This is a genomic window from Caulobacter sp. S45 (genome assembly GCF_009765965.1).
In the GTDB taxonomy this organism is placed as follows: domain Bacteria; phylum Pseudomonadota; class Alphaproteobacteria; order Caulobacterales; family Caulobacteraceae; genus CAHJWH01.
The window spans coordinates 73,299-95,381 of sequence record NZ_LMUL01000014.1 but is presented as its reverse complement, the minus strand read 5'-3'; the positions used below and the strand labels follow the sequence as shown (position 1 = coordinate 95,381).

Genomic DNA, 22,083 nt, shown 5'->3' with positions numbered 1-22,083 from the left:
TCATAGGGTTACATACGCTCACCCAGCTCGTTAGATGCTCACAACGGTCGGAACGTCGACCTTCAAGGAGCATCTTATGAGCAGCTTCGAAGCCCTCGTCCCCAACGCCCCCGCGGGCCGTTACGACGGTGTCGAGCGTCCCTACGCCGTGGCCGAGGTGGAGGCGCTGCGCGGCTCCTTCCCGATCCAGCACACCCTGGCCGAGCGTGGCGCCAACAAGCTCTGGAAGCTGCTGCACGACGAGCCCTACGTCCACGCGCTGGGCGCGATGACCGGCAACCAGGCCATGCAGATGGTCCGCGCGGGGCTGAAGGCGATCTATCTGTCCGGCTGGCAGGTGGCGGCCGACAGCAACACCGCCTCCGCCATGTATCCGGACCAGTCGCTATATCCGGCCAACGCCGCGCCCGAGCTTTGCCGCCGCATCAACCGCACGCTCCAGCGCGCCGACCAGATCGAGCATGCCGAGGGGGGCGCCCAGCGCGACTGGTTCGCCCCGATCGTGGCCGACGCCGAGGCCGGCTTCGGCGGCCCATTGAACAGCTTCGAGATCATGAAGGCCTTCATCGAGGCGGGCGCGGCCGGCGTCCACTTCGAGGACCAGCTGGCCAGCGAGAAGAAGTGCGGCCACCTCGGCGGCAAGGTGCTGATCCCCACCGCCGCCCACGAGCGCAACCTGATCGCCGCGCGCCTAGCCGCCGACGTGATGGGCACGCCCACCCTGATCATCGCCCGCACCGACGCGGAGTCGGCCAAGCTGATCACCTCCGACGTGGACGAGCGCGACCGGCCGTTCATCCTCAGCGGCGAGCGCACGCCGGAAGGTTTTTTCCACGTCCGCGACGGGGTGGACGCCTGCATCGCGCGCGGCCTCGCCTACGCCCGGTATGCGGACGTGCTGTGGTGGGAGACCTCGCACCCGGACCTCGCCGATGCGCGCCGGTTCGCCGAAGCGATCCATGCGCAGTATCCGGGCAAGCTGCTGGCGTACAATTGCAGCCCCTCATTCAATTGGGCGGCCAAGCTCGACCCGCAGACCATCGCCACCTTCCAGCGCGAGCTGGCGGCCATGGGCTACAGGTTCCAGTTCGTGACCCTGGCGGGCTTCCACAGCCTGAACCACGGCATGTTCCAGCTGGCCCAGGGCTACCGCGATCGCGGCATGGCGGCCTATTCGGAGCTGCAGCAGGCCGAGTTCGCCGCCGAGGGCGACGGCTACACCGCCACCCGCCACCAGCGCGAGGTCGGCACCGGCTACTTCGACAAGGTGGCGACCACCATCGCCGCTGGCCGCTCGTCCACCACCGCCATGGCCGCCTCCACCGAGACGGCCCAGTTCAAGAAAACCCAAGCGCCGGAAATCGCCGGCCTGCAACTTCAGGAGGTCTGAGTCATGAGCAAGGAACGTTTCTGGGTCATCGGCGGGGACTACACCTGCACCGGCTTCAAGGCCCTTCGCGGCGGCAGCCAGGTGGAAGGTCCGTTCGAGAGCCGCGACGAGGCCAAGGCGGTCTGGAAGCAGCTCTCCCGCGAGCATTCCAGCCGGGCGACGGCGCGCTTCAGCATCGCGTCCGAGCACCTCGTCCTGCCGAACTGAGGCCAATACCGGGGCCGCTGAAGCCGTCACGGTTCTTTTCGTATCCGCTCATTCCCGCCTTTGTGGGAATGAGCGGATGACAGGCTCGTGTCCTTACACATTCCCAGACTCCCCCAGACGAGGTCCGTATGCCGCTCGACACCGCAGACCTTCCCGCAGTCGTCGTGGCGCCGGCGGAGGGCCGCTCGGCCGAGGTGCTGACGCCCGAGGCCCTGGCCTTCGTGGCCGACCTGCACCGCCGCTTCGACCGCCGCCGCCGCGACCTGCTGGCCATGCGGACCAAGCATCAGGCGCTGTACGACGCCGGCGGGGCGCCGGACTTCCTTCCCGACACCGCCCATATCCGGGCCGGCGACTGGCGGGTGGGACCCATCCCCGCCGACCTGCTGGACCGGCGGGTGGAGATCACCGGCCCGGTCGACCGCAAGATGATCATCAACGCCCTGAACGCGGGGGCCAAGGTGTTCATGGCCGATTTCGAGGACGCCACCGCCCCGACCTGGGCCAATATCGTCGAAGGCCAGATCAACCTGAAGGACCGCTGGTCCGGCGGCCTGAGCTTCGTCGACCCCGTGTCCGGTAAGACCTACGCGCTCAAGGGCGATCCGGCGGTGCTGATCATCCGTCCGCGTGGCTGGCACCTGCCCGAGCCGCGCGTGCAGGTGGACGGCGAGCCGGTCTCAGGCAGCCTGTTCGATTTCGGCATGTACCTGTTCCACAACGCCAAGGCTGCGCTGTCCCAAGGCTCAGGCCCCTACTTCTACCTGCCTAAACTTGAAAGCCATCTGGAGGCGCGGCTGTGGAACGAGGTCTTTGTCCACGCCCAGACGGCGCTCGGCCTGCCGGTCGGGACCATCAAGGCCACGGTGCTGATCGAGACCCTGCCCGCCGCCTTCGAGATGGACGAGATCCTCTACGAGCTGCGCGAGCACATCGTCGGGCTGAACTGCGGGCGCTGGGACTACATCTTCTCCTACATCAAGCGCCTCGGTCGCCAGCCGCAGCGCCTGACCCCTGACCGCAAGGTCATGACCATGGACCGCGCCTTCCTGCGCGCCTATTCGCTGCGCCTGATCGCCACCTGCCACCGCCGCGGGGCCTTCGCCATGGGCGGCATGGCGGCCCAGATCCCGGTGAAGGGCGATCCCGCCGCCAACGCCGCGGCCTTCGCCAAGGTGCGCGCCGACAAGGAGCGCGAGGCTGGCGACGGTCACGACGGGACCTGGGTGGCGCATCCCGATCTCGTGCCCGTGGCCATGGAGGTGTTCGACCGCCTGATGCCGCGACCCAACCAGCTCGATCGACCCATCCCAGAGCGCGAAGCGACTCGCGATGAGATGCTGGAGGTCCACGAGATGCTGGAGGTCCACACCGGCGCGCGTACCGAGGACGGCCTGCGCGAGAACATCCGTGTCGGCGTCCAGTACATCGAGGCCTGGATGCGCGGGCGCGGCGCGGTTCCGCTCTACAATCTGATGGAGGACGCCGCCACAGCCGAGATCAGCCGCGCCCAGACCTGGCAGTGGCTCAAGCTCGGCGCGCCGCTGGACGACGGCCGTCCCGTCACGCCGTCGCTGTTCGAGAAGCTGCTCGCCGACGAACTGGACAAGCTTCGCCACGCCCTGACGCCGCCGGTCTACGACGCGGGCCGTTTCGAGGCGGCCACGGCCCTGTTCCGCACCCTTTGCGCGGAGCCCACGTTCGAAGAGTTCCTGACTGTACCGGCCATGTCGCAGCTGGGGTGAACAGGTCGCGGTTCGACGCCGCGATCCCAACCGCCGGCGACTAGGACGTCCACGCGCCTCGCCTAGGTCTCCGTGACGTAGTGGACGTACATAGACTGGATGCCGACGCGGCCCGGCCCCGTGAAGCGGTTCAGGATCAGGTTCATGTTGGCCCCGAACATGCTCGACGTCAGCCGATCGACCACCGTGTCCATCCGCACCGACGGCTCCTTGTAGAGCCAGCCGCCCGGCTCGATGTCGATCGACTCGCCGGCCGCGAGCTCCTTCTCGAACACGTTGCCATAGCCATGCAGCCAGAGGATGCCGTCGCCACGGTGGCTGTGGAACTTGTCGATGAAGAAGCCGGTCCCCCCGAATAGCATGTTCGAAATCCCGCGAACCCGGCTGAAGCTGTAGTCGATGGCGTCGGTGGCGGCGAGGAACTGGTGTTCGCGGACCTCCAGCTCCCGGCCCTGCGCCAGGTGGACGGAGACGATGTGGCCGGGTCCGTCGCGGCTGAACGCGATCATCCCGTCGCCGGACGCCTCGGTGACGAACACCTGCATCCCGGCGACCATCCGCTTGAGCATCCCGCCCATGGCCTTCAGGCCGATCCGCACCGTGGGGTGCTTCCAGAGCAGGATGTGGTGCTCGAAATAGATCGGGGTTCGGCTGACGTCGACGGTCAAGACCGGCACCAGCTCGCCATCGATGTGATAGGTGACGCCGCCGAACGTCTCCGCGGTAGCTCGAGTCGGCATCAGGCGGGGAAGATCGACCATCGCGGTAGGCTCCAAGTGTCGTCCTGATGGAAGCTACGCCCGTTGGACCATCGCCGTCCACGGCTCCGGCGGCTCACCGCCAGCGGAACGCATACGACCCTTGAACGGATGGCGGGCGGTGGAGCGAAGCGCCGCCTACCCAATTAGAGGATGATTGCGAGCTTCTTCCTCGTTCACCACGGCCGCTGTGAGGAAGCCTTTGGCGCCCGAACCGCACGTGGCGTTGGTGTGGCCGATCCACCCCGGCGTCCTAAAAGGTTAGGGCCTTTGCCGCCCTCTTTGTCCTCGATGACGCGGTTCCCTACTCCGCCAACGCAGCGGAGCGTCGTTCCTTGTAATAATTCCGGCTGATGAGATGGCGATGCTGATTGACTTTGGCTAAGCCCGCTGCCGCTTTAGTAGTTGAAAACCACGTTTGAAATGACCGTCAATGCGTGTCCGGTCTCACTAGTGTAATTGATCGGGGTCGGATGGTCGGTGTAGCCAAGGCCGAACCCCAAGGTGATGCCTCGAATGACGTGCGCCGTATAGGAAACTGTCGCGGACTGTGCGTCACCATGGGCTAGGCCGCCGCTGCTTCTGACGTTATCGACATAATCTCCACTGAAGACGTTGTTCGCCAGGATCAACGACATCATGTCGTGCGGGCGGCTCTTCAACAGGCCAATGCCGTAGAGGCGGGCTTCGTAATATTGGCTAAATCTGTTGATCGATGGCGGTGCATACATGGCGGAGAAGCCGGCGTATACTCCGCGATAGGCGGAGCCCTTGGCGTTGGAAATCTGAAACAGCTGCTGATCGCCCAGCACGTATACGCCCCATTGCCCTCGAATCCGCTGCGTGTTCAGCGCATTGGTGTACTCGCTAGTGGACTTCATCAGGGCGGCGCGGAACCAGCTCTGTTTTTGGTCGACGCCGCTGTCGGTTCGGTAGCCCATTTCGTCGATGTAGAAGGTTCCGGCATGATCGACGCTGAACTTGAACCCGGTCGGATTCTGCATCTTCTCTGTCACGGTGCCATCGGGGCTGATGGCTGACTGCACGCCGAATTTGTCGTAGAAGTGGCCAAGATTGAATTTAATATTCATGCCCGGCTTAGTGTAGGAGGTGGTCGAAAGTCCGACCTCGGCTGGGACCGACGCGCTCGTCCCGAAGACACCAGCCGCAAAGTTGCCGGCGATATACGGGTTGTAGAACTCGAAACCATTAGCCATGTAGCCGGCCTTGACCTCGATCATCTTGTCGAAAAAACTCTTGTATACGGTCAACGTGGCTAAGCTGAACCCTCGCGGGCCGCTTGGATTCCAGTTCGTGTCGAAAGCCTGAAAACCTGCAGCCACTTGGGCGTCGCCCAGCCCGAGTTGTCCAAGATCGTAGGTCATAATGAAGGGCGTCCCGGAGCCGACCGTGAATTTCTGGCCAGAGTAGACCTGGGTTCCGCCGCGCGGCACATCGAGAACGTTGTAGAAGACGTTGGTCGGCGAATAGCCAAACCAGCCAATCCCGACTGACGCGAGGCGCTCCCGCAGGCCTCCCGCATCGCCTTCGATCGTGTCGGAGGGTCCAGGTAGCGGAATGTCGTACCCCTTGATCCGCACGTTCTCGTAAATCTTATCCGGGTCCGTGTCCGCGTCCGTCGTCACACTCGGGGCCAGCGCCGTCGGCGGTGTGTTTGCGGTGGGAGGATCGGACGCCTGCTGCGCGGTCGCCAGGGTCGGCAGACAAACGGTCATCATCAAAACCAAGCCGAGATTGCGAACCTCGACGCCAAATTCACGCCCGACGATCTTACTGGAAAGCAAATCTATCACCCTATGACTCCGGCCCTCTTGCAACCGGCCACGACACGCGCCTGTCGCCGCCCGGATGCGGAGGGAGTTCGTTTTTCCAACGAATGGTCTTTTGCGGAGATGACGCTCAGGTGGCGGCCGGTCAAACGAGAAACCGTCACAATTCGCGTGAGCCTATCTCAATCATCACACTAAATATGATTGGAAATTCAGCACGCCCTGGACATCGACTCATACCAATATAACAATGATGGATAGATATTGGATGGCTATATCAGCACCTTTTCCGATTCTTCACTCAATGGTGAGAAAATTGAAAGCGAAATACGGGGCGATTGAATATCTAACACTCTCGGTGTTTGTTGTGCTGACGCTTGCCGGACAAGCACGGGCGACGGCGTGTCGCGCGGGGTGGCCCGATCTGACGGTCCTGGCCTTCGGCCAAGCCGCAGATCCCGCCGCAGCAAAGCTATCGCCGGCGATCTTGAGCCGGGTGAAGCCGACCGTGCTCGAACTGGAGGTCGACAACTCGCATGGGGCGACGCCGCCCCCCCAGCTAAGCCTCTACACGCTACCCTGCCGGAGGGTCGCGAGCCTGACGGCTGGGCCAAGGCCCAAAGGGTCGTCCACCGTGGTCGGCCTCTACCGCAAGATCGGCCCCCTCGTCCAAGCTATGGCGCCTGGCGTTCCGGCCAAGGCGCCTGAAGGTCCCGCCGCCCGGATGCGAACGTTCGATCTGATCGTGCTGTCGAACGCCAAGGCGGGCCGCGATGCTGAATTCAACAGATGGTACGATACCGAACACCTACCCGATGTCTTGAAGATCCCTGGATTTGAGACCGGACAGCGCTTCGAGCTTGTCTCGAACCTTACGCCAAGTGCATTTCGGCTCCCACGCTACGCCGTCCGTTTCATCCTGCGAAGCGCAGATCTTCAGGCCACGATCACTGAAGTAAAGCGGCGCCTTGCAACGGGCGTCACCCGACCCGGCCCTGACTTCGACATGGCGACGAGCATCAGCCGCTACTACAGGCGAAAAAAATAGCGGCAAAATTTTCACGTGCTTGAGATTTTCGCCCAAAATTGTAAGGGCGCCCACCGTCTCCACCTCGATCGACATGGCCTAGCTGGCCATCCTCTGTGAGATAGCGACACAGAAAGCGATGGGATGAGCGCACGCCGCCGCGCCGAAGGGGTGGACCTCTCATACGACATAGTCTTGGCGGACATTCCGATAAACCTGGGCGCGATGAGGTGTACTCAGTGCGTTGCGCCGCCATCGACGGCGGCTGCGCTTGAAATCACCTTGCCAGGGTTCATCAACCCGGCCGGATCGAGCATTCGCTTCAACTGCTCCATCACCCCCATGTCCACCGGCGAGGTGTAGCGGTACAGGTCGGCGATCCGGTATTGCCCGACGCCGTGCTCCGCGGTGATGCTCCCGCCCTCGGCCGCGATCAGGTCGTGCACGAGGCGGTTGATGCGCTCGGGCGCCTGTGGGTCGTTCGCCTGCGCGGGCGACAGGATGACATTGACGTGCATGTTGCCGTCGCCGACATGACCGAAGATGTTCGGCCGCGCGCCGGGAAAGCGCTCCGCCAGGCCTGCCTCCACCGCCCGGATCAGGGCCGGTATCCTCGAGATCGGGGTGGAGACATCGTGCTTGACGCTCTTGCCCGCCGCGCGTTCGCCCTCCGACGCCCCTTCGCGCACGCGCCAGAAGCCCTGGCCCTGGGCCAGGGTCTGGGCGATCACGGCGTCCTCGGCGCAGCCGTGCTCCAGCGCGCGGCCGAGCGCCGCCTCGAGGATATCTGCCAGCGGAACCTCGGGGCTGCTGGTGGCGACCTCGACCAACACGCTCCAGCCGCCGCGGAACGGCCAGTTGGCGTCGGGCAGGTGATCCAGCGAAACCTTGCACGCGGCGGCCGAGATCAGCTCGAAGCTGGATAGGAACTCGCCCATCTCCGCATTCAGCCGCACATACAACTCCACCGCCGCCTCGGGGCCGCCGACGGCGACCACGGCGGCCTGGGTCTGCACCGGGCGCGGGAACAGCCGAAGGCTGACAGCGGTGATGATCCCCAGCGTGCCCTCCGAGCCAATGAACATCTGCTTGAGGTCGTAACCGGCGTTGTCCTTGCGCAGGCGACGCAGGCGATCCAGCACCGCGCCATCAGGCAACACCACCTCCAGCCCCAGCACCAACTGGCGCGCGGAACCGTAGCGCAGCACGTTGACGCCGCCGGCGTTGGTGGCGATGGCCCCGCCGATCTGGGCGCTGCCCTCGGCGGCGAAACTGAGCGGTAGGAGCCGCCCGGCCTCTTCGGCGGCCACCTGCAGGCTTTGCAGCACGCACCCCGCTTCGGCGACCAGCACATTGTCGACAATGTCCAGGTCGCGCACCCGGTTCATGCGATCCAGAGCCAGCACGATCTGGCCCGGCGCATCCAGCGGCGTGGCCCCGCCCGCCAGCCCGGTTCCGCCGCCATGCGGGGTGATGACGACGCCGAACTCGGCGCAGATTCGCACCACGCCCGCGACCTCCGCCGTGCTCTTCGGCCGCACGACAGCCACCGCCTGCCCGTGGAAGACGTCGCGCCAATCGCGCAGGAAGGGCGCCTTGCCTGGCGCGTCCAGGATCAGGCCGGCGTCGCCGACCACGCCGGTCAGGCGGGCGATCAGCTCCGAAGTCGGGGTCGAGGACATGGCCTACCTTTGCACGGATCGAACGGCGCCGCTCAGCCGTCCACATCCGAGATAGCCGTTTCGCCTTCGCCGCGCAGGAAGGTGAAGTCGCAACCCTCGTCGGCCTGGGTGATGAAGCGGGCGTGCAGCCAGTCATGGCCGCGCCGCACCTGTTGCATGGTGAGATCCGCCAAGGGCGTGCGCGCCGCCAGCTCTTCCTCCGACACCAGCAGGTCGAGCCTGCGCTTGGCCACGCTCAGCGCGATGCGGTCGCCGGTGCGGATGCGGGAGATCGGGCCGCCCGAGGCGGCGTCCGGCGCCACGTGCAGGATCACCGTGCCAAAGGCAGTGCCGCTCATGCGCGCGTCGGAGATACGGATCATGTCCTTGACTCCCTGCTCCGCTAGCTTCCTTGGGATCGGGATATAGCCCGCCTCCGGCATGGCCGAGGCGCTGCGCGGGCCGGCGTTGAGCAGGATCAGGGCGTCGTCGGCGGTGACGTCCAGCTCGGGCGCGTCGATCCGGTCCGCCAGGTCCTCCAGCGAATCGAACACCACGCAGCGCGCCTCGCGCTCGAACAGGGCGGGATCGGCGGCGGAGCGCTTGAGGATGGCGCCGAGCGGCGCGAGGCTACCGAACAGGGCCACCAAGCCGCCCTGCGGGTCCACCGGGTCGGCGAAGGGGCGCACGGCCGCGCGGTCGACCCAAGGGTCCCACCGGTCCAGCCGCTCGGCCAAGGTCTCGCCGGTGACGGTGAGGCAGTCCAGGTGCAGCAGGTGGCGCAGCTCGCGCATCACCGCCGGTATCCCGCCCGCCGCCGCTAGGTCCTCCATATACAGATCGCCGGTCGGCTTCAGGTTGACCAGCACCGGGGTGGTGTCGGAGAGCGCGTTCAGCCGGTCCAGGCCGATCTTCAGTCCCAGCCGCCCCGCGATGGCGGTCAGGTGCAGGATGGCGTTGGTCGAACCGCCGATAGCCAGCAGCACCCGCAACGCGTTCTCTACCGACGGGGCGGTGATGATCTCGCTTGGGCGGCGGGGATGGGCGATCAGCTCGACCGCGACCCTCCCGCTCTCCTCGGCGATGCGCAGGCGCTCTGCATCGACGGAGGGGACGGCGGCGGCGCCAGCCGGCATCATGCCGAGCGCCTCGGCGATAGCGGCCATGGTGCTGGCGGTCCCCATCACCGCGCAGGTGCCCGACGTGGTCGCCAGACGCCCCTCGACGGCCTGGATCTCCGCATCGTCGACCTGGCCGGCGCGATAACGACCCCAGAACCGGCGGCAGTCGGTGCAGGCGCCCAGCCGCTCGCCATGATAGCGCCCGGTGGACATCGGCCCCGTGACCAGCTGGATCGCCGGCAGGTCGGCGGAAGCGGCGCCCATCAGCTGGGCCGGCACGGTCTTGTCACAGCCGCCGACGAGCACCACGGAGTCCATCGGCTGGGCGCGGATCATCTCCTCCACATCCATCGACATCAGGTTGCGAAACTTCAGGCTGGTAGGCGATAGGAATACTTCGCCCAGCGTGATGGTGGGAAACTCCACCGGCAGGCCGCCCGCCGCCAGCACGCCGCGCTTCACCGCCTCGACCAGTTCGGGCACGTGGCGATGGCAGTTGTTGAACCCGCCGGCGGCGTAGCAGACGCCGACGATGGGGCGGTCGAGCATCTCGCGCGAATAGCCCATCGAGCTGGCGAAGGAGCGCCGCAGATACAGGCTGAAGCGCGCGTCGCCGTAGTTGGTCAGGCCCCGGGCGAAGCCGTGGGGCGGCTTTTCGCTCACGATGCAGCCCCGACGCCGCTCGGTCGGAAGCAAGGGACGGCGAACCCGCCCTCGCTACTGCGGAAGGCCAGCTCCACCGCGTCGCCGATGCGCAGGCCCTCGGGATCGCAGTCGACGATATTGGTCATCATCGTCGGCCCCTCGGCCAGGGCGACATAGGCCATGACGAAGGGCGGCGTCGCCCTGCGCATATAGCTGTAGCTGTAGATCGTCCCTCTGCCCGACCCTTCGATCCACTCGGTATCCAGGCTGGCGCAGAAGGGACACAGGGTGCGCGGATACCAGTGGGCCTTGCCGCACGCCTTGCAGCACCGCACCAGGAACCTGCCGGCCTTGGCCGCCTCCCAGAACGCCTCGGTCTCCGGGGAGGGATTGGGATCGGCGGGAATGCGCTCTGCTTGGGCCAAGGCCGGCCTCCTATTCTCGTTCAAGCACCAGGGTGGCGCTGGCGTGGCGCACGGCCAGCTGGCCGCCGATGGCGTTGACCAGGGCGAGGTCCAGGTTCGGAACCTGCACCGCTGGATGCGCCTCGCCGCGCAGTTGGCGCACCGCTTCGATCACCTTGGTCATGCCGCCCCGGTTGGCGGGATGGTTGTTGCACAGCCCGCCGCCGTCGGTGTTGACCGCCAGCCTGCCGACGCCCGAGATCAGCCCTCCGTCCGCGACGAAGGCCCCGCCCTGACCCTTGGCGCAAAAACCCAGGTCCTCCAGCTGCATCAGCACGGTGATGGTGAAGCTGTCGTAGAGCGAGGCGTAGCGGATGTCGGCGCCGGTCACGCCCGCCTCGGCCAGGGCCGCCGGGCCGGACTGGGCCGCGCCGGAAACGGTGATGTCGAACTCGCCGCCGTTCTGGCCTTTAGGCGCCTCCGCCGAACCGATCAGCCTGACCAGGGGGCGCTTGAGGTTGCGGGCGATCTCGGGGCGCACCACTAAAAGGGCGCCGCCGCCGTCGGTGACCACGCAGCAGTCCAACCGGTGCAGCGGGTCGCACACCAGGGGCGAGTTGGCCACCTCCTCCACCGTCACCAGGTCTCGGAACAACGCATAGGGGTTGTGCTGGGCGTGGTGGGAGGCGGCGACCTTGACCCAGGCCAGTTGCTCGCTGGTGGTGCCGTACTGGTGCATGTGGCGCATGGCGGTCATGCCGTAGACGTTGATCACCGCCAGGCCGAACGGGTGCTCCCACTGGAAGTCGGGCTGCTGGGGATTATCGGTGCGGGCCAGGGCGCCCTTGGCCCGGCCCTCGCTGCGGGGGCGACCGGCCAGGGTGATCAGGGCCACGTCGCATTTGCCGGCAGCGATGGCCTGGGCCGCGTGGGCCACGTGGATGGTGTAGGACGAGCCGCTGGTGTTGGTGGTGTCGACGTGGCGCAGCTTGAGGTTCAGGTAGTCGGCGATCGACAGCGGTCCCGTGCCCGGCGCGTCCGGTCCGCAGAAGAAGCCATCGATATCGCTGCGCTCCAGCCCCGCGTCGGCCAGCGCGCCCAGCATGGCCTCGGCCTGGAGCTCGGCCAGCGACTTGTCCGGATAGAGGCGCATCGGCAGTTCGTAGGCGCCGGCGATATAGGCGGAGGCGGGACGGGCCACGCGCTCAGGCCTGCCCGGCGGGCGTCGCGATCAGACGCGCGAAATGCTGGGTGCGCCCGGCGTGCTCAGCATAGCCCAGCCGCACCCGCTTGCCGATCCAGCTGCCCTCGGGCTCATCGCCCTGCAGCTGGGTGACGATGATCGGCCCCTCGTCCAGCTCGACGGCGGTGGAGTTGTAGGGCGGTGGATGGTCGTCGAAATACTTCCGGTGGAACACCACCCACGAGATGATCGTCCCCTCCCCCGACACCGCGGTCCAGGTCGCCTTCTCCGACAGGCACTTGGGACAGACCGGGGCGGGCGGATAGCGGATCGCGCCGCAGTCGTCGCAGGTCTGCAGCTCCAGGCGATGGCGGTCGATGCTCGCCCACATGGGAATGTCGTCGATGCCCATGACGATCTTGGAGTTGGCCATGCCGGTTCTCCTCAGCGGCCGTAGATGATCGAGACGGCCTTGCCGGCCACGTCGGAGCTGTAGTGGACGTAGTTGCAGTCCTTGACCTGACGCTCGCCGCACTCGCCACGCACCTGGCGCACCGCCTCGACCTGGTGGGCCCAGCCCTGCATGTAGCTTTCCGACAGGTGGCCGCCGCTGGTGTTCACCGGCAAGCCCCTCTCCACCGAGATGCCGTGTTCGCGCATGAACCGGCCGGCCTCGCCCACCTTGCAGTAGCCGTAGCCCTCCAGCGCCAGGGGGATGTGGCAGGAGAAGCTGTCGTAGACCTGCATGGAGGAGACATCCTTCGGCCCGATCCCGGCCGCACCGAACACCTGCTCGGCCACCGCCTGCTGGGCCGGGAGGTAATAGTTGGTCAGGCGCGGTTCCAGGCTGGTGGCGCCCTTGTTCAGGTCGTAGCGGCCGACTCCGTGGATGGTCACCGGGTCCTTGCGGATCTTCTTGGCGCGTTCCCCCTCGCACACGATCAAGGCCACGCCGCCGTCGTTGATCAGGCAGTAGTCGAAGATGTGCAGCGGCTCGCACACGAAGGCGGAGTCCACATAGTCCTGCACCGTGATCCGCTTCTGCTGGATGGCGTTGGGGTTCAAGCTGGAATGCAGCCGCTGAGCCACCGCCACCTCGCCAAGCTCGGCCGAGGTCAGGCCCGTCTCCTCCATGTAACGGCGGAACATCATGGCGTAGAGCGCGCCCTGCGAGGTGAAGCCCCAGGGTGCATGGTAGATGTAGGACAGGAAGGACGCGCCCCCCACCGCATTGTCGCCGCCATAGTTGGCGCCGCCCGAACGCTGGTTGTTGCCGTAGACCAGGGCCACGACTTCCGCGAGACCGGCGTTGATGGCCATACAGGCCTGGATCACGCCCAGCATGGCGTCGGCCTGCCCGCCCCAGCGCACGTCCAGGCCCAGCACCTCGCCCAACCGCTCATAGGGCGTGGTGGGGCCGACGATCAGCCCGTCGATGTCCGACGCCTGGAGCCCCGCGTCGGCCAGGGCGGCCTTGAAGGCGTCCGCGCCGTAGCCGACCGAGTCGCGCGGCTTCTCGCCGGCGCGCACGCGGGTCCAGTCGCCACGGTAATCGGTATGGCCGACGCCCACGACTGCGGCGACTTTGGAAAGGTTGCGGGTCACGTCTGGCTCCCGGTGTCTGTCGGCGGCGCCGATCCGTCGAGATAGTCTTCGGTCCACCGCACGTAGTGGCCGTGGCCGCTGAGCTGCTTGGTCAGGACGCGGGGATCGGTCTCTGCGGGAAAGTCGCCGTGACGCTGCTGATAGAGACGACGGTAGGTGGCCATCCAGGCGTCGAAACTGGGCTGGTGGCCCTGCAGCTGAATCCGCACGCCGCGCGCCGCGAGCTCGGCGTCGTCGACGCCCTTGATGGCGGAGGCCAGGATCAGCGGTGTACGCCTCCCCTTGGCCAGGGCGTCCAGGTCTTCGAGCGTCTTCAAGCCGGCGATAAAGATGGCCTGGCAACCGGCGTCTTCGAACGCCGCCTGGCGCGCCAGAAGGTCGTCGCGATCAACGGTCAGGGCCGCGTTGGTGCGGCCGACGACGGTGAAGTCCAGGTCCTGGCGGGCGTCGACGGCCGCGCGCACCTTGGCGCCAGCAACCTGGATCGGCAGCAGCCGGCCCGGCCCGCTGGAGGCGGCGGGGAGCTCGGTGTCCTCGATGGTGACGGCGGCGGCGCCCGCGCCTTCCAGCTCCTCGACGGTGCGGCGCGCGCTCAGCGCATTGCCGTAGCCGTGGTCGCCGTCCACCAGCAGCGGGATGGCGCTGTTACGGCAAACGCGGCGCACCTGCTCGGCCAGTTCGCTGAGCGTCAGCACCGCCAGGTCAGGCGCGCCCAGCACCGCCAGCGAGGCCACCGATCCCGCCAACATGGCGACCTCGTAGCCGATGTCCTCGGCCGCGCGCATGGACAGGGGGTCGACCACAGAGGCCGGCCGCACGCAGCCACCGCCCGACAGCAGGGCCATGAACGCCTTGCGCCGCGCGTTCGGGGTCAAGACAGGCGCTCCGTCGTGGCGGCGAGGTGCAGCTTCGCCTCGGTGCGGTTCTGCAGCGCCTCCCGCGTCATGCCGGGGATCATCTCCCTGACCACAAAGCCTTTAGATTCAACGTCGATCACCGCCAGGTTGGTGTAGATGCGCGAGATGGAGCCCAGCGCGGTCAGCGGATAGGAGCACGTCTTCACCAGTCGCGGACGGCCGTCGCGGGTGGTGTGCTCCATCACCACCCAGACCCGCTTGGCCCCGACCGCCAAGTCCATGGCCCCGCCGACGGCCGGCGTCTTGTCGTTGGAGTCGGTGCTCCAGTTGGCCAGGTCGCCGGTCTCGGCCACCTCGAAGGCGCCCAGCACGCACAGGTCGATATGGCCGCCACGGATCATGGCGAAGCTGTCGGCGTGGTGGAACAGGGCCGCCCCCGGCTTCAACGTCACCGCCTTCTTGCCGGCGTTGACCAGCCAGGGATCGAATTGCTCGGGCGTAGGCGCGGGCCCCATGCCCAGGATGCCGTTCTCGGAATGGAAGATCACGTCGCGATCCAGCGGCACGTGGTCGGCGACCTGGGTGGGCACACCAACGCCCAGGTTGACGATCCAGCCTTCGGGAATGTCGCGGGCGACGCGCGCGGCCATGGCGGCGCGGTCGAGCGGGATCGCTTCAGCCATGACGGGCGACTCCGTTGATATCGACTACGTGGTTGACGAAAAGGCCCGGCGTGACGACCTCGTCTGGGGCGATGCCGCCGAGATCGACCGTCTCGTGCACCTGGGCGACGGTGAGCCGGGCCGCCATGGCCATGATCGGGTTGAAGTTGCGCCCGCTGCCGCGATAGCTGAGATTGCCCCAGCGGTCGCCGCACCAGGCCTCGACCAGAGCTAGGTCGGCGTGCAGCGCCTCCTCCATCAGATAGGTCTTGCCGCCGAACTCGCGCACCTCCTTGCCGGCCGCCATCTGGGTGCCGACTCCGGTGGCGGTGAAGAAGGCCGGCACGCCCGCCCCCGCCGCGCGGATACGTTCGGCAAGCGTGCCCTGGGGCACGATCTCCAGCTCGATCTTGCCGACGCGGAACAGGTCGTCGAAGGCGGGAGAATTCTTGGGGAAGCTGCAGACGATCTTGCGCACCCGGCCCAGATCGAACAGGCGCGGGATGCCGGTCTCGCGGCTCCAGCCAGCGTTGTTGGCGACCACGACGAGGTCGCGCGCACCCTGCTCGACCAGGCCGTCGATCAGGAAGTCGGGCTGGCCGACGGCCCCGAAGCCCCCGATCATCACCGTGGCCCCGTCGCTCACATCCTTCAACGCCTCGGCCACATGGCAGCGTTTGTCGATCATTGGCCGGTCCCGTGCTGGCGCATCCGCGTCATCGTCCCCGGTACACCGGCTTGCGCTTTTCCTTGAAGGCCTCGCGCCCCTCGATGCGGTCCTCGGTGTTGCGCAGCACGCCCCAGGCCATCCGCTCCGCCTCGATGGCGGCCTTCAGGTGCAGGTCGGCGCCGCGATGGACTAGGTGCTTGACCGCGCGCACGGCCAACGGCGCGTTGGCGGCGATCTTCTCGGCGATGGCGTTGGCTTCGGTCATCAGATCGTCGCCCGGGACCACCCTGCTGACCAGACCCATGCGCAGCGCCTCGGCGCTGTCGATGCGCTCGCCGGTGAGCATCATGTGCAGGGCGTTGGACATGCCGACCATGCGCGGCAGGCGCTGGGTGCCCCCGGCGCCGGGAATGGAGCCAATCGCCACCTCGGGCAGGCCGAACTTGGCGGTGTCGGCGGCGATGCGGATGTCGCAGGCCAGGGCCAACTCCAACCCGCCGGCCAGGGCGTAGCCGTTGATGGCGCAGACGATCGGCTTGTCGAGTTCGATCATGTCGGCCAGCGAGCGGTCGCCCTCGCCGGCGAAGGCGGCCCTGGCGTAGCTCTCATCCGGCGGCATGGTGTTCTTCAGGTCCGAGCCGGTGCAGAAGGCCTTGCCGGTCCCGGTGAGCACCATCACGCGGATAGCCTCGTCGGTACGGATCTGGTTGCAGGCCTCGATCACGGCTACGCGCATCTCGGCGTCGATGGAGTTCATCGCTTCGGGACGGTTCAGGGTGATGGTCGCCACCGGGCCGGCGACGGAAAACAGCAACCTCAAGCGATACCCTCCGGTGCGCATTGTTCGTTCTCGTCTTAGGGACGATGGCCAGCGCTCAGCGATTAATGGGCGTCGGGTCCGGGGCGGTCAAACGACTTCGGAGCGGTCTCGATTGATATAAGCTCAGTCGAGCACACGCCGGAGAAGCGTCCTCAAAGCGTGAGGATATCAAGTATTTTTCCCACCTTTTCAGCGATCAAGACGGGTGTGAGAATGTGCATGACGTGCCCGCTGTCGATGACTTCGAAGCACGCCTGGGGGATCGCGCGGGCCACCGGCTCGACCAGGGACGGCGGCCGGGTCCCGTCCTGTCGTCCGGCCAGCACCAGGGTCGGCGCCGCGATCCGCGGCAGGTCGGCGGACAGGTCCATGCCGCATAACATCCGATAGGCCTGGGCATAGGACCGGCTGTCGTTGTGGAGCAGACGCGCGCGCACCTCGGCGCGGTCGGTCCGTCCTTCGAAATAGGCCAGCGGATAGCTGTGATCGAAGCGGAGATCGACCCGCGACCGCACACCCTCACGCTCCAACGCCTCCGCCAGTTCGAGGGTGGCGGGGCGACGCGCCGGCTCGATCCCCATCGCCGGAGCCAAGGCGACCAGGGCCGAGGTCCGTTCTGGACGGCGCGTCGCGAAGCGCATGGCCACAGCGGCGCCCACCGCGCATCCGACCAGTACCGCCGGCTCCGAGAGGCCCAATCCGTCGAGCAGAGCGGCGAGATCGTCCACTAGGTCGTCGAGGCTGAACTCGCCCGTCGGCTTCTCCGACAGGCCGGCGCCGCGCGCATCGTAGGCGAGCAGGCGCGCACGCGGCTCCAACAGGGCGACGACGGGGTCCCAACTCTCCAGGCAGCCGCCCATCTCGTGCACCAGCACGACCAGTGGGCCGCCCTGCCCCCGCAACGCATAGCGCAGCGATACCCCGTTGGCGTCGATCCAGGCCATTCAGCCGGGCAGAGGCGAAGCGGATTCGCCTTCCAGCTTCACCGCCCGCATGGAAGGCCGCGCCGCGACCTCGTCGTAGAAGCGGGCGACATCGGGATAATCCTTGCGCCACTCCAGCGCCGGAAACCGAAAGTCAGCATAGGCCAGGGCGCCCGCCGTCACGATATCGCCGATGTCGAAGCGCCCCTCGGGGCGCGAACGGCACTGCTGATCGAACATCGGCAGGGACCGAAAGAACTTGCCCTGGATCACCTCGACATAGAGCGGCTGGAGCGGGTCGGTGCGACGCCGCTCAGTGAACAGCTTGACCAGCGCTTCGAGCAGGCCGTTGCCGAGCGCATGGCGGGTCAGCGCATCCCAGCGCGCTGCGCCCGCCGCTGGGAACAGTCGCCCGCCGCCCACGAGCGCGTCGAGATATTCGCAGATCACCAGGGAATCGTGGATGACCGTCCCGTCGTCCAACTGCAGGGTCGGGATGTGGCCCAGCGGGTTGAGCGCCGCCACCTCGGGACTGACCGAGGTGGAGCTCACCACCACCGGCTCGAAGCTCATCCGCCCGAACAGGTCTAGTTCGTGCGCTGCGACGACCACCTTGCGCACGAAGGGCGAGCGGGTGGAGCCGTAGAGCTTCATCCGGCCGGCTGGCTCACAGCACCACCTCGATCAGGAACGGACCGGGCCGGGCGAGCGCGGAGATCATGGCGGCGGTGAACTCCTCCATGATGGTCGCACGCGCGCCCTCCACCCCCATGCCCCTGGCCAGCGACACCCAGTCGATCGTCGGGTTGTCGAGGTCGAGCATGGTGCGCGCCGTCGGCCCGGCGGCTCCGGCGCCGACATTGATCAGCTCCCCATGCAGGATCTTGTAGGAACGGTTGGCCCAGATCACGGTGACGACGTTGAGCTTCTCGCGCGCCTGGGTCCAGAGCGCCTGGAAGGTGTACATGCCGCTGCCGTCGGCCTGTAGGTTGATCACCTGCCGCTCTGGACAGGCGACGGCCGCGCCGGTGGACAACGGGATGCCCATGCCGATGGAGCCGCCCGTCAGTTGCAGCCAATCGTGGGGCGGCGCGCCGGCGGTGGCGGGGAACAGGCCCCGGCCGCTGGTGATCGACTCGTCGCAGATGATGGCGTTCTCGGGGATCAGCGCGCCAAGGGCCTGCGCGACCTTGGTCAGGGTCAGCTCGCCCGTGGGCATGTCCGGGCGGGCCAGCACGTCCGGCTTGACCTGATCGGCCCTGGCCGCGAAAGCCTCCGCCACCTCGGTCAGGGCGGCGACCACATCGTCGCCGGACGCCGCCAGGGTTAGAACCCGGCAGGTGTCTGCGGTCAGCTTGCCGATCTTGCCGGGCTGGGCGAAGAAGGAGACCGGCGACACCTCGTCCACCAGGATCAGCGTCTTCAGCGCCGCCAGCATGGGGCGAGAATTCTCGACCGGGTTGGGGATACGGTCCACCGACACCCGTCCGGCGCCGCGCTCGATGCGCGGGTTGCGGCTGAGGCTGGCGACCTTGACCCCGGTCGCGGCGCCGATGGCCGCGGCGATGGGCAGGGCGTCGGCCCGCAGCGCCCGGTTGCCGATCAGGATCATGCTGTCGCCCTGCTTCAGGGCCTCGACCACCTCCTGCACCACCTCGCTCGGCACGGGGCGCGGACCGGGCGTGGGCGCGACAGTCCCGACCACGCCACCCTCGTTCCAGGCCGTGTCAGCGGGCAGGATCAGGGTGGCGATCTGGCCCTTGGGCGAACGGGCCACAGCGATGGCGTCAGCAGCGTCGGCCCCGACCAGGCGCGCCTCGCGGGAGGTGTGGACCCAGGCCGACATCGGCCGGGCGATGGACTCGATGTCGGAGGTCAGAGGCGCGTCGTACTGGATGTGATAGGTGGCGTGCTCGCCGACGATGTTGACGATTGAGGAGTTGGCGCGCCGGGCGTTGTGCAGGTTGGCCAGCCCGTTGCCGAGCCCCGGCCCCAGGTGCAGCAGGGTCGCCGCCGGCTTCTCGGCCATGCGGTAGTAGCCGTCCGCCGCCCCCGTCACGACGCCCTCGAACAGGCCGAGCACGCAGCGGATGCCGGGGATGCGATCCAGGGCGGAGACGAAGTGCATCTCGGAGGTGCCCGGATTGGCGAAACAGACGTCCACGCCTCCGCGCACCAGGGTCTTCACCAGGCTCTCAGCGCCGTTCATGGCGATCTCCCAAATTGTTCAAATGGCTCGCGGTCATGCATCCGACCAGTCCGTAGCGCCGAAAGCGAACAGACTATCCACCTCGGGCTCGCGGTCGCTCAGGCCTTGTTCTCGCAGGTAGCGGGATAGGGTCGCGATGTTGCGCCGGTTGGTCTCGGTCAGGCCGTAGCAGCAGGGGTCGTCGGGGCCAAAGCGGTCCCAGGCCCGCTCGGCGAAGGGCAGGAAGCCGGCGCTCAAGCGGCGAGCCAGCGCCTTGCGCTTGGCCAGGACGTAGGCGTCGAACAGCCGGCGCGGCAGGCCCTTATCGCCGGTCACGCGCGGGTGCAGCACCATGGCGTGCATGATCGGATACAGGCCCGTCGCCGCGAAATAGGCCCGCTCGACCGCGTCCGGATCGTCTACCAGGCAGCGCAGGCGGCGTTCGGCCGGCGGACGCTTCAGGTCCTTCGGCTTGCCGGCCATCAGCGCGTCGATCCTGCCCGAGGCCAGCATGTCCTCCAGGTCTCCGTCAGCCGGCGTGGCCCGCACGCCGGCGGGGATCGGAAAGCGCTGTCCCGGTCCGACCACCCATTCGACGTCGCGTACGCCCACGCCATGGGCGTCCTGCAAATGACCGCGCGTCCACACCGCCGTGGTCATGGCGAACTCGCTGACGCCGACGCGCTTGCCGGCCAGGTCGGCGAACCCGGTCAACGAACTGTCACGCCCGACGAAGATGGCGGCGTTGCGGAAGGCGCGGCTCGGGAACACCGGGATCGCCGTCAGCCGCCGGTCGCCGGCCGCGTGCAGCATGATCAGGTTGGCCAGCGAGTACTCGGCGACGTCGAAGTCCTGACCGCCCAGCACCACCTTGCTCAATGGGACCAGCGGGACCCGGCGGTAGGCCAGCCCATCGCCCTCGAACTCCAGCACGTGCTCGTAATCGCCGCCCTGGACCTCGATCAAGCCGCTCTGAGGGGTGTCGCTCATCTCAGGCGGCGAAGGTGACGAACTTGGTGTTGAGATAGGCTTCGATCGCCTCGCTGCCGCCCTCGGAGCCGTAGCCGGAGTCCTTGACCCCGCCGAACGGCGTCTCGATCAGACCCAGCGCCTGGTGGTTGACCGACACCATGCCGCTCTCCATCGCCGAGGCCGCTGCGTTGGCCGTGCTCAGCGAGCCGGTGTAAAGGTAAGCGCCCAGCCCGAATGGCAGGCGGTTGGCTTCGACCATCGCCTCGTCGAAGGTCGAGAAGCGCGAGAACAGCGCGACGGGACCGAACGGCTCCTCGTTCATCGCGCGTGCGGCCGTGGGCACGTCGACCAGCACGGTCGGCTCGAAGAACGAGCCCTTGTTGCCGATCCGCTTGCCGCCGGTGCGCAGCTCGGCGCCCTGCTGCACGGCGTCGGCGACCAGGGCCTCGACCGCCTCCAGCCGGCGGGGGTTGGCCAGCGGCCCCATCTCCACCCCAGCCTCCAGGCCGTCGCCCACCTTGGTGGTGGCGATGTGGGCGGTGAACTGCTCGATGAAGTCACCATAGACCTCGTCCTGGACCAGGAAGCGGGTGGGCGAGACGCAGACCTGGCCGGCGTTGCGCACCTTGTTCTGGGCCAAGATCTTGGCCCCGCCGGCGATGTCGGCGTCCTTGAACACCACCACCGGCGCGTGGCCGCCCAGCTCCATGGTCACCCGCTTCATGTGTTGGCCGGCAAGGGCCGCGAGGTGCTTGCCCACCGCGGTGGAGCCGGTGAAGGAGATTTTGCGGATGATCGGGTGCGGGATCAGGTAGCTGGAGATCTCGGCAGGCGAGCCGAACACCAGGTTGACCACCCCCGCCGGCGTTCCGGCGTCCGCCAGCGCCCGGACCAGCTCGGCACACGCGGCCGGCGTCTCCTCCGGTCCCTTCAGGATCACCGAGCAGCCGGCGGCCATGGCCGCGCCGACCTTGCGAACCGCCTGCATGATCGGGAAGTTCCAGGGCGTGAAGGCGGCCACGGGGCCGACCGGCTCCTTGTCCGCGCGCTGGACCACGCCCGCGATCCGCGCTGGGATCACCCGGCCGTAGGTGCGCCGCGCCTCCTCGGCGAACCATTCCAGCACGTCGGCCGCCGTATTGGCCTCGACAAGCGACTGGGCGAGCGGCTTTCCCTGCTCCTGGGTCAACACCTTGGCGATCTCCGGCGCCCGCTCGCGCAGGAGCTCCGCCGCCCGCCGCAGCACCTTGGCCCGCTCCATGGCCGAGGTCTTGCGCCAGACCTCGAAGCCGGCCTGCGCCGCCTGCAACGCCGCGTCCAGATCCACCCGGCCGGCCTTGGCCACGGTCCCGATCACCTCGTCGGTGGCGGGGTTCTCGACGGATAAGGTCTCGCCCGACGCCGCGGCTCGCCAAACGCCGGAAATGAAGAGCTGGGTGTTCGGATACATGGGCA

At 67.3% G+C, this 22,083-nt stretch carries 21 protein-coding genes; 4 read left to right on the top strand and 17 right to left on the bottom strand.

Features of this window, described 5'->3' with window-relative positions; all coding sequences use genetic code 11:
- The first annotated feature begins 76 nt into the window (after nucleotides 1-76).
- The 3 genes from aceA (at nucleotide 77) to aceB (ending at nucleotide 3,342) form a co-directional block, all read left to right on the top strand.
- Nucleotides 77-1,390: an isocitrate lyase gene (gene aceA, locus GSQ87_RS07630; protein ID WP_158914913.1), complete on the top strand. Its 1,314-nt coding sequence runs from the start codon at nucleotides 77-79 to the stop codon at nucleotides 1,388-1,390.
- 3 nt (nucleotides 1,391-1,393) lie between these two features.
- A complete protein-coding gene (locus tag GSQ87_RS07625) occupies nucleotides 1,394-1,597 on the top strand; it encodes a hypothetical protein (RefSeq protein WP_158914912.1) in 204 nt (67 codons plus the stop codon).
- Between the two features lie 128 nt (nucleotides 1,598-1,725).
- Nucleotides 1,726-3,342 carry a malate synthase A gene (aceB, locus tag GSQ87_RS07620; RefSeq protein ID WP_158914911.1) on the top strand — a complete coding sequence of 539 codons (1,617 nt, stop codon included), beginning with the start codon at nucleotides 1,726-1,728 and terminating at the stop codon, nucleotides 3,340-3,342.
- 62 nt (nucleotides 3,343-3,404) lie between these two features.
- Here the strand turns inward: aceB and GSQ87_RS07615 are convergent, their stop codons facing one another.
- Together GSQ87_RS07615 and GSQ87_RS07610 are read right to left on the bottom strand one after the other, a co-directional pair.
- Nucleotides 3,405-4,103, bottom strand: coding sequence for an AIM24 family protein (locus GSQ87_RS07615; RefSeq protein WP_158914910.1), 699 nt, complete (start codon nucleotides 4,101-4,103; stop codon nucleotides 3,405-3,407).
- 395 nt (nucleotides 4,104-4,498) lie between these two features.
- The gene (locus GSQ87_RS07610) at nucleotides 4,499-5,905 is read right to left on the bottom strand and encodes a carbohydrate porin (RefSeq protein WP_158914909.1); all 1,407 of its coding nucleotides are present in this window, start codon (nucleotides 5,903-5,905) and stop codon (nucleotides 4,499-4,501) included.
- Between the two features lie 301 nt (nucleotides 5,906-6,206).
- On the opposite strand from GSQ87_RS07610, the gene GSQ87_RS07605 reads away from it, so the two are divergent.
- Complete coding sequence (locus GSQ87_RS07605) at nucleotides 6,207-6,938, top strand: DUF4286 family protein (RefSeq protein WP_158914908.1); 732 nt, start codon at nucleotides 6,207-6,209, stop codon at nucleotides 6,936-6,938.
- Between the two features lie 215 nt (nucleotides 6,939-7,153).
- Here the strand turns inward: GSQ87_RS07605 and GSQ87_RS07600 are convergent, their stop codons facing one another.
- From GSQ87_RS07600 to GSQ87_RS07530, 15 genes are all read right to left on the bottom strand, one after another.
- Nucleotides 7,154-8,599 carry an FAD-binding oxidoreductase gene (locus GSQ87_RS07600; protein ID WP_158914907.1) on the bottom strand — a complete coding sequence of 482 codons (1,446 nt, stop codon included), beginning with the start codon at nucleotides 8,597-8,599 and terminating at the stop codon, nucleotides 7,154-7,156.
- Nucleotides 8,600-8,631: 32 nt separating this feature from the next.
- Entirely contained in the window at nucleotides 8,632-10,362 is a 1,731-nt protein-coding gene (locus GSQ87_RS07595; protein ID WP_158914906.1) for a dihydroxy-acid dehydratase, read from the bottom strand.
- The gene (locus GSQ87_RS07590; protein WP_158914905.1) at nucleotides 10,359-10,769 is read right to left on the bottom strand and encodes a Zn-ribbon domain-containing OB-fold protein; all 411 of its coding nucleotides are present in this window, start codon (nucleotides 10,767-10,769) and stop codon (nucleotides 10,359-10,361) included. The genes GSQ87_RS07595 and GSQ87_RS07590 overlap by 4 nt, the downstream gene beginning before the upstream one ends.
- Before the next feature lie 10 nt (nucleotides 10,770-10,779).
- The gene (locus GSQ87_RS07585; protein ID WP_158914904.1) at nucleotides 10,780-11,949 is read right to left on the bottom strand and encodes a thiolase domain-containing protein; all 1,170 of its coding nucleotides are present in this window, start codon (nucleotides 11,947-11,949) and stop codon (nucleotides 10,780-10,782) included.
- Between the two features lie 4 nt (nucleotides 11,950-11,953).
- The gene (locus GSQ87_RS07580) at nucleotides 11,954-12,364 is read right to left on the bottom strand and encodes a Zn-ribbon domain-containing OB-fold protein (RefSeq protein ID WP_158914903.1); all 411 of its coding nucleotides are present in this window, start codon (nucleotides 12,362-12,364) and stop codon (nucleotides 11,954-11,956) included.
- An 11-nt stretch (nucleotides 12,365-12,375) separates the two neighbouring features.
- Nucleotides 12,376-13,536, bottom strand: coding sequence for a thiolase family protein (locus GSQ87_RS07575; protein WP_216839123.1), 1,161 nt, complete (start codon nucleotides 13,534-13,536; stop codon nucleotides 12,376-12,378).
- Complete coding sequence (locus GSQ87_RS07570; protein ID WP_158914902.1) at nucleotides 13,533-14,411, bottom strand: oxaloacetate decarboxylase; 879 nt, start codon at nucleotides 14,409-14,411, stop codon at nucleotides 13,533-13,535. The genes GSQ87_RS07575 and GSQ87_RS07570 overlap by 4 nt, the downstream gene beginning before the upstream one ends.
- Nucleotides 14,408-15,076, bottom strand: a complete 669-nt coding sequence (locus GSQ87_RS07565; RefSeq protein WP_158914901.1) for a 3-oxoacid CoA-transferase subunit B — start codon at nucleotides 15,074-15,076, stop codon at nucleotides 14,408-14,410. Before GSQ87_RS07565 ends, GSQ87_RS07570 begins: the two co-directional genes overlap by 4 nt.
- The gene (locus GSQ87_RS07560) at nucleotides 15,069-15,743 is read right to left on the bottom strand and encodes a 3-oxoacid CoA-transferase subunit A (protein WP_158914900.1); all 675 of its coding nucleotides are present in this window, start codon (nucleotides 15,741-15,743) and stop codon (nucleotides 15,069-15,071) included. The genes GSQ87_RS07565 and GSQ87_RS07560 overlap by 8 nt, the downstream gene beginning before the upstream one ends.
- Before the next feature lie 28 nt (nucleotides 15,744-15,771).
- Nucleotides 15,772-16,545 carry an enoyl-CoA hydratase/isomerase family protein gene (locus tag GSQ87_RS07555; protein ID WP_158914899.1) on the bottom strand — a complete coding sequence of 258 codons (774 nt, stop codon included), beginning with the start codon at nucleotides 16,543-16,545 and terminating at the stop codon, nucleotides 15,772-15,774.
- Between the two features lie 152 nt (nucleotides 16,546-16,697).
- Nucleotides 16,698-17,489, bottom strand: a complete 792-nt coding sequence (locus tag GSQ87_RS07550; RefSeq protein ID WP_158914898.1) for an alpha/beta fold hydrolase — start codon at nucleotides 17,487-17,489, stop codon at nucleotides 16,698-16,700.
- Nucleotides 17,490-18,122: a glutathione S-transferase family protein gene (locus tag GSQ87_RS07545; protein WP_158914897.1), complete on the bottom strand. Its 633-nt coding sequence runs from the start codon at nucleotides 18,120-18,122 to the stop codon at nucleotides 17,490-17,492.
- A 13-nt stretch (nucleotides 18,123-18,135) separates the two neighbouring features.
- Nucleotides 18,136-19,677, bottom strand: a complete 1,542-nt coding sequence (locus GSQ87_RS07540; protein WP_158914896.1) for an acetolactate synthase large subunit — start codon at nucleotides 19,675-19,677, stop codon at nucleotides 18,136-18,138.
- Between the two features lie 33 nt (nucleotides 19,678-19,710).
- Complete coding sequence (locus tag GSQ87_RS07535; protein ID WP_158914895.1) at nucleotides 19,711-20,646, bottom strand: hypothetical protein; 936 nt, start codon at nucleotides 20,644-20,646, stop codon at nucleotides 19,711-19,713.
- A gap of 1 nt (nucleotide 20,647) precedes the next feature.
- Entirely contained in the window at nucleotides 20,648-22,078 is a 1,431-nt protein-coding gene (locus GSQ87_RS07530; RefSeq protein WP_158914894.1) for an NAD-dependent succinate-semialdehyde dehydrogenase, read from the bottom strand.
- Nucleotides 22,079-22,083: the final 5 nt, after the last annotated feature.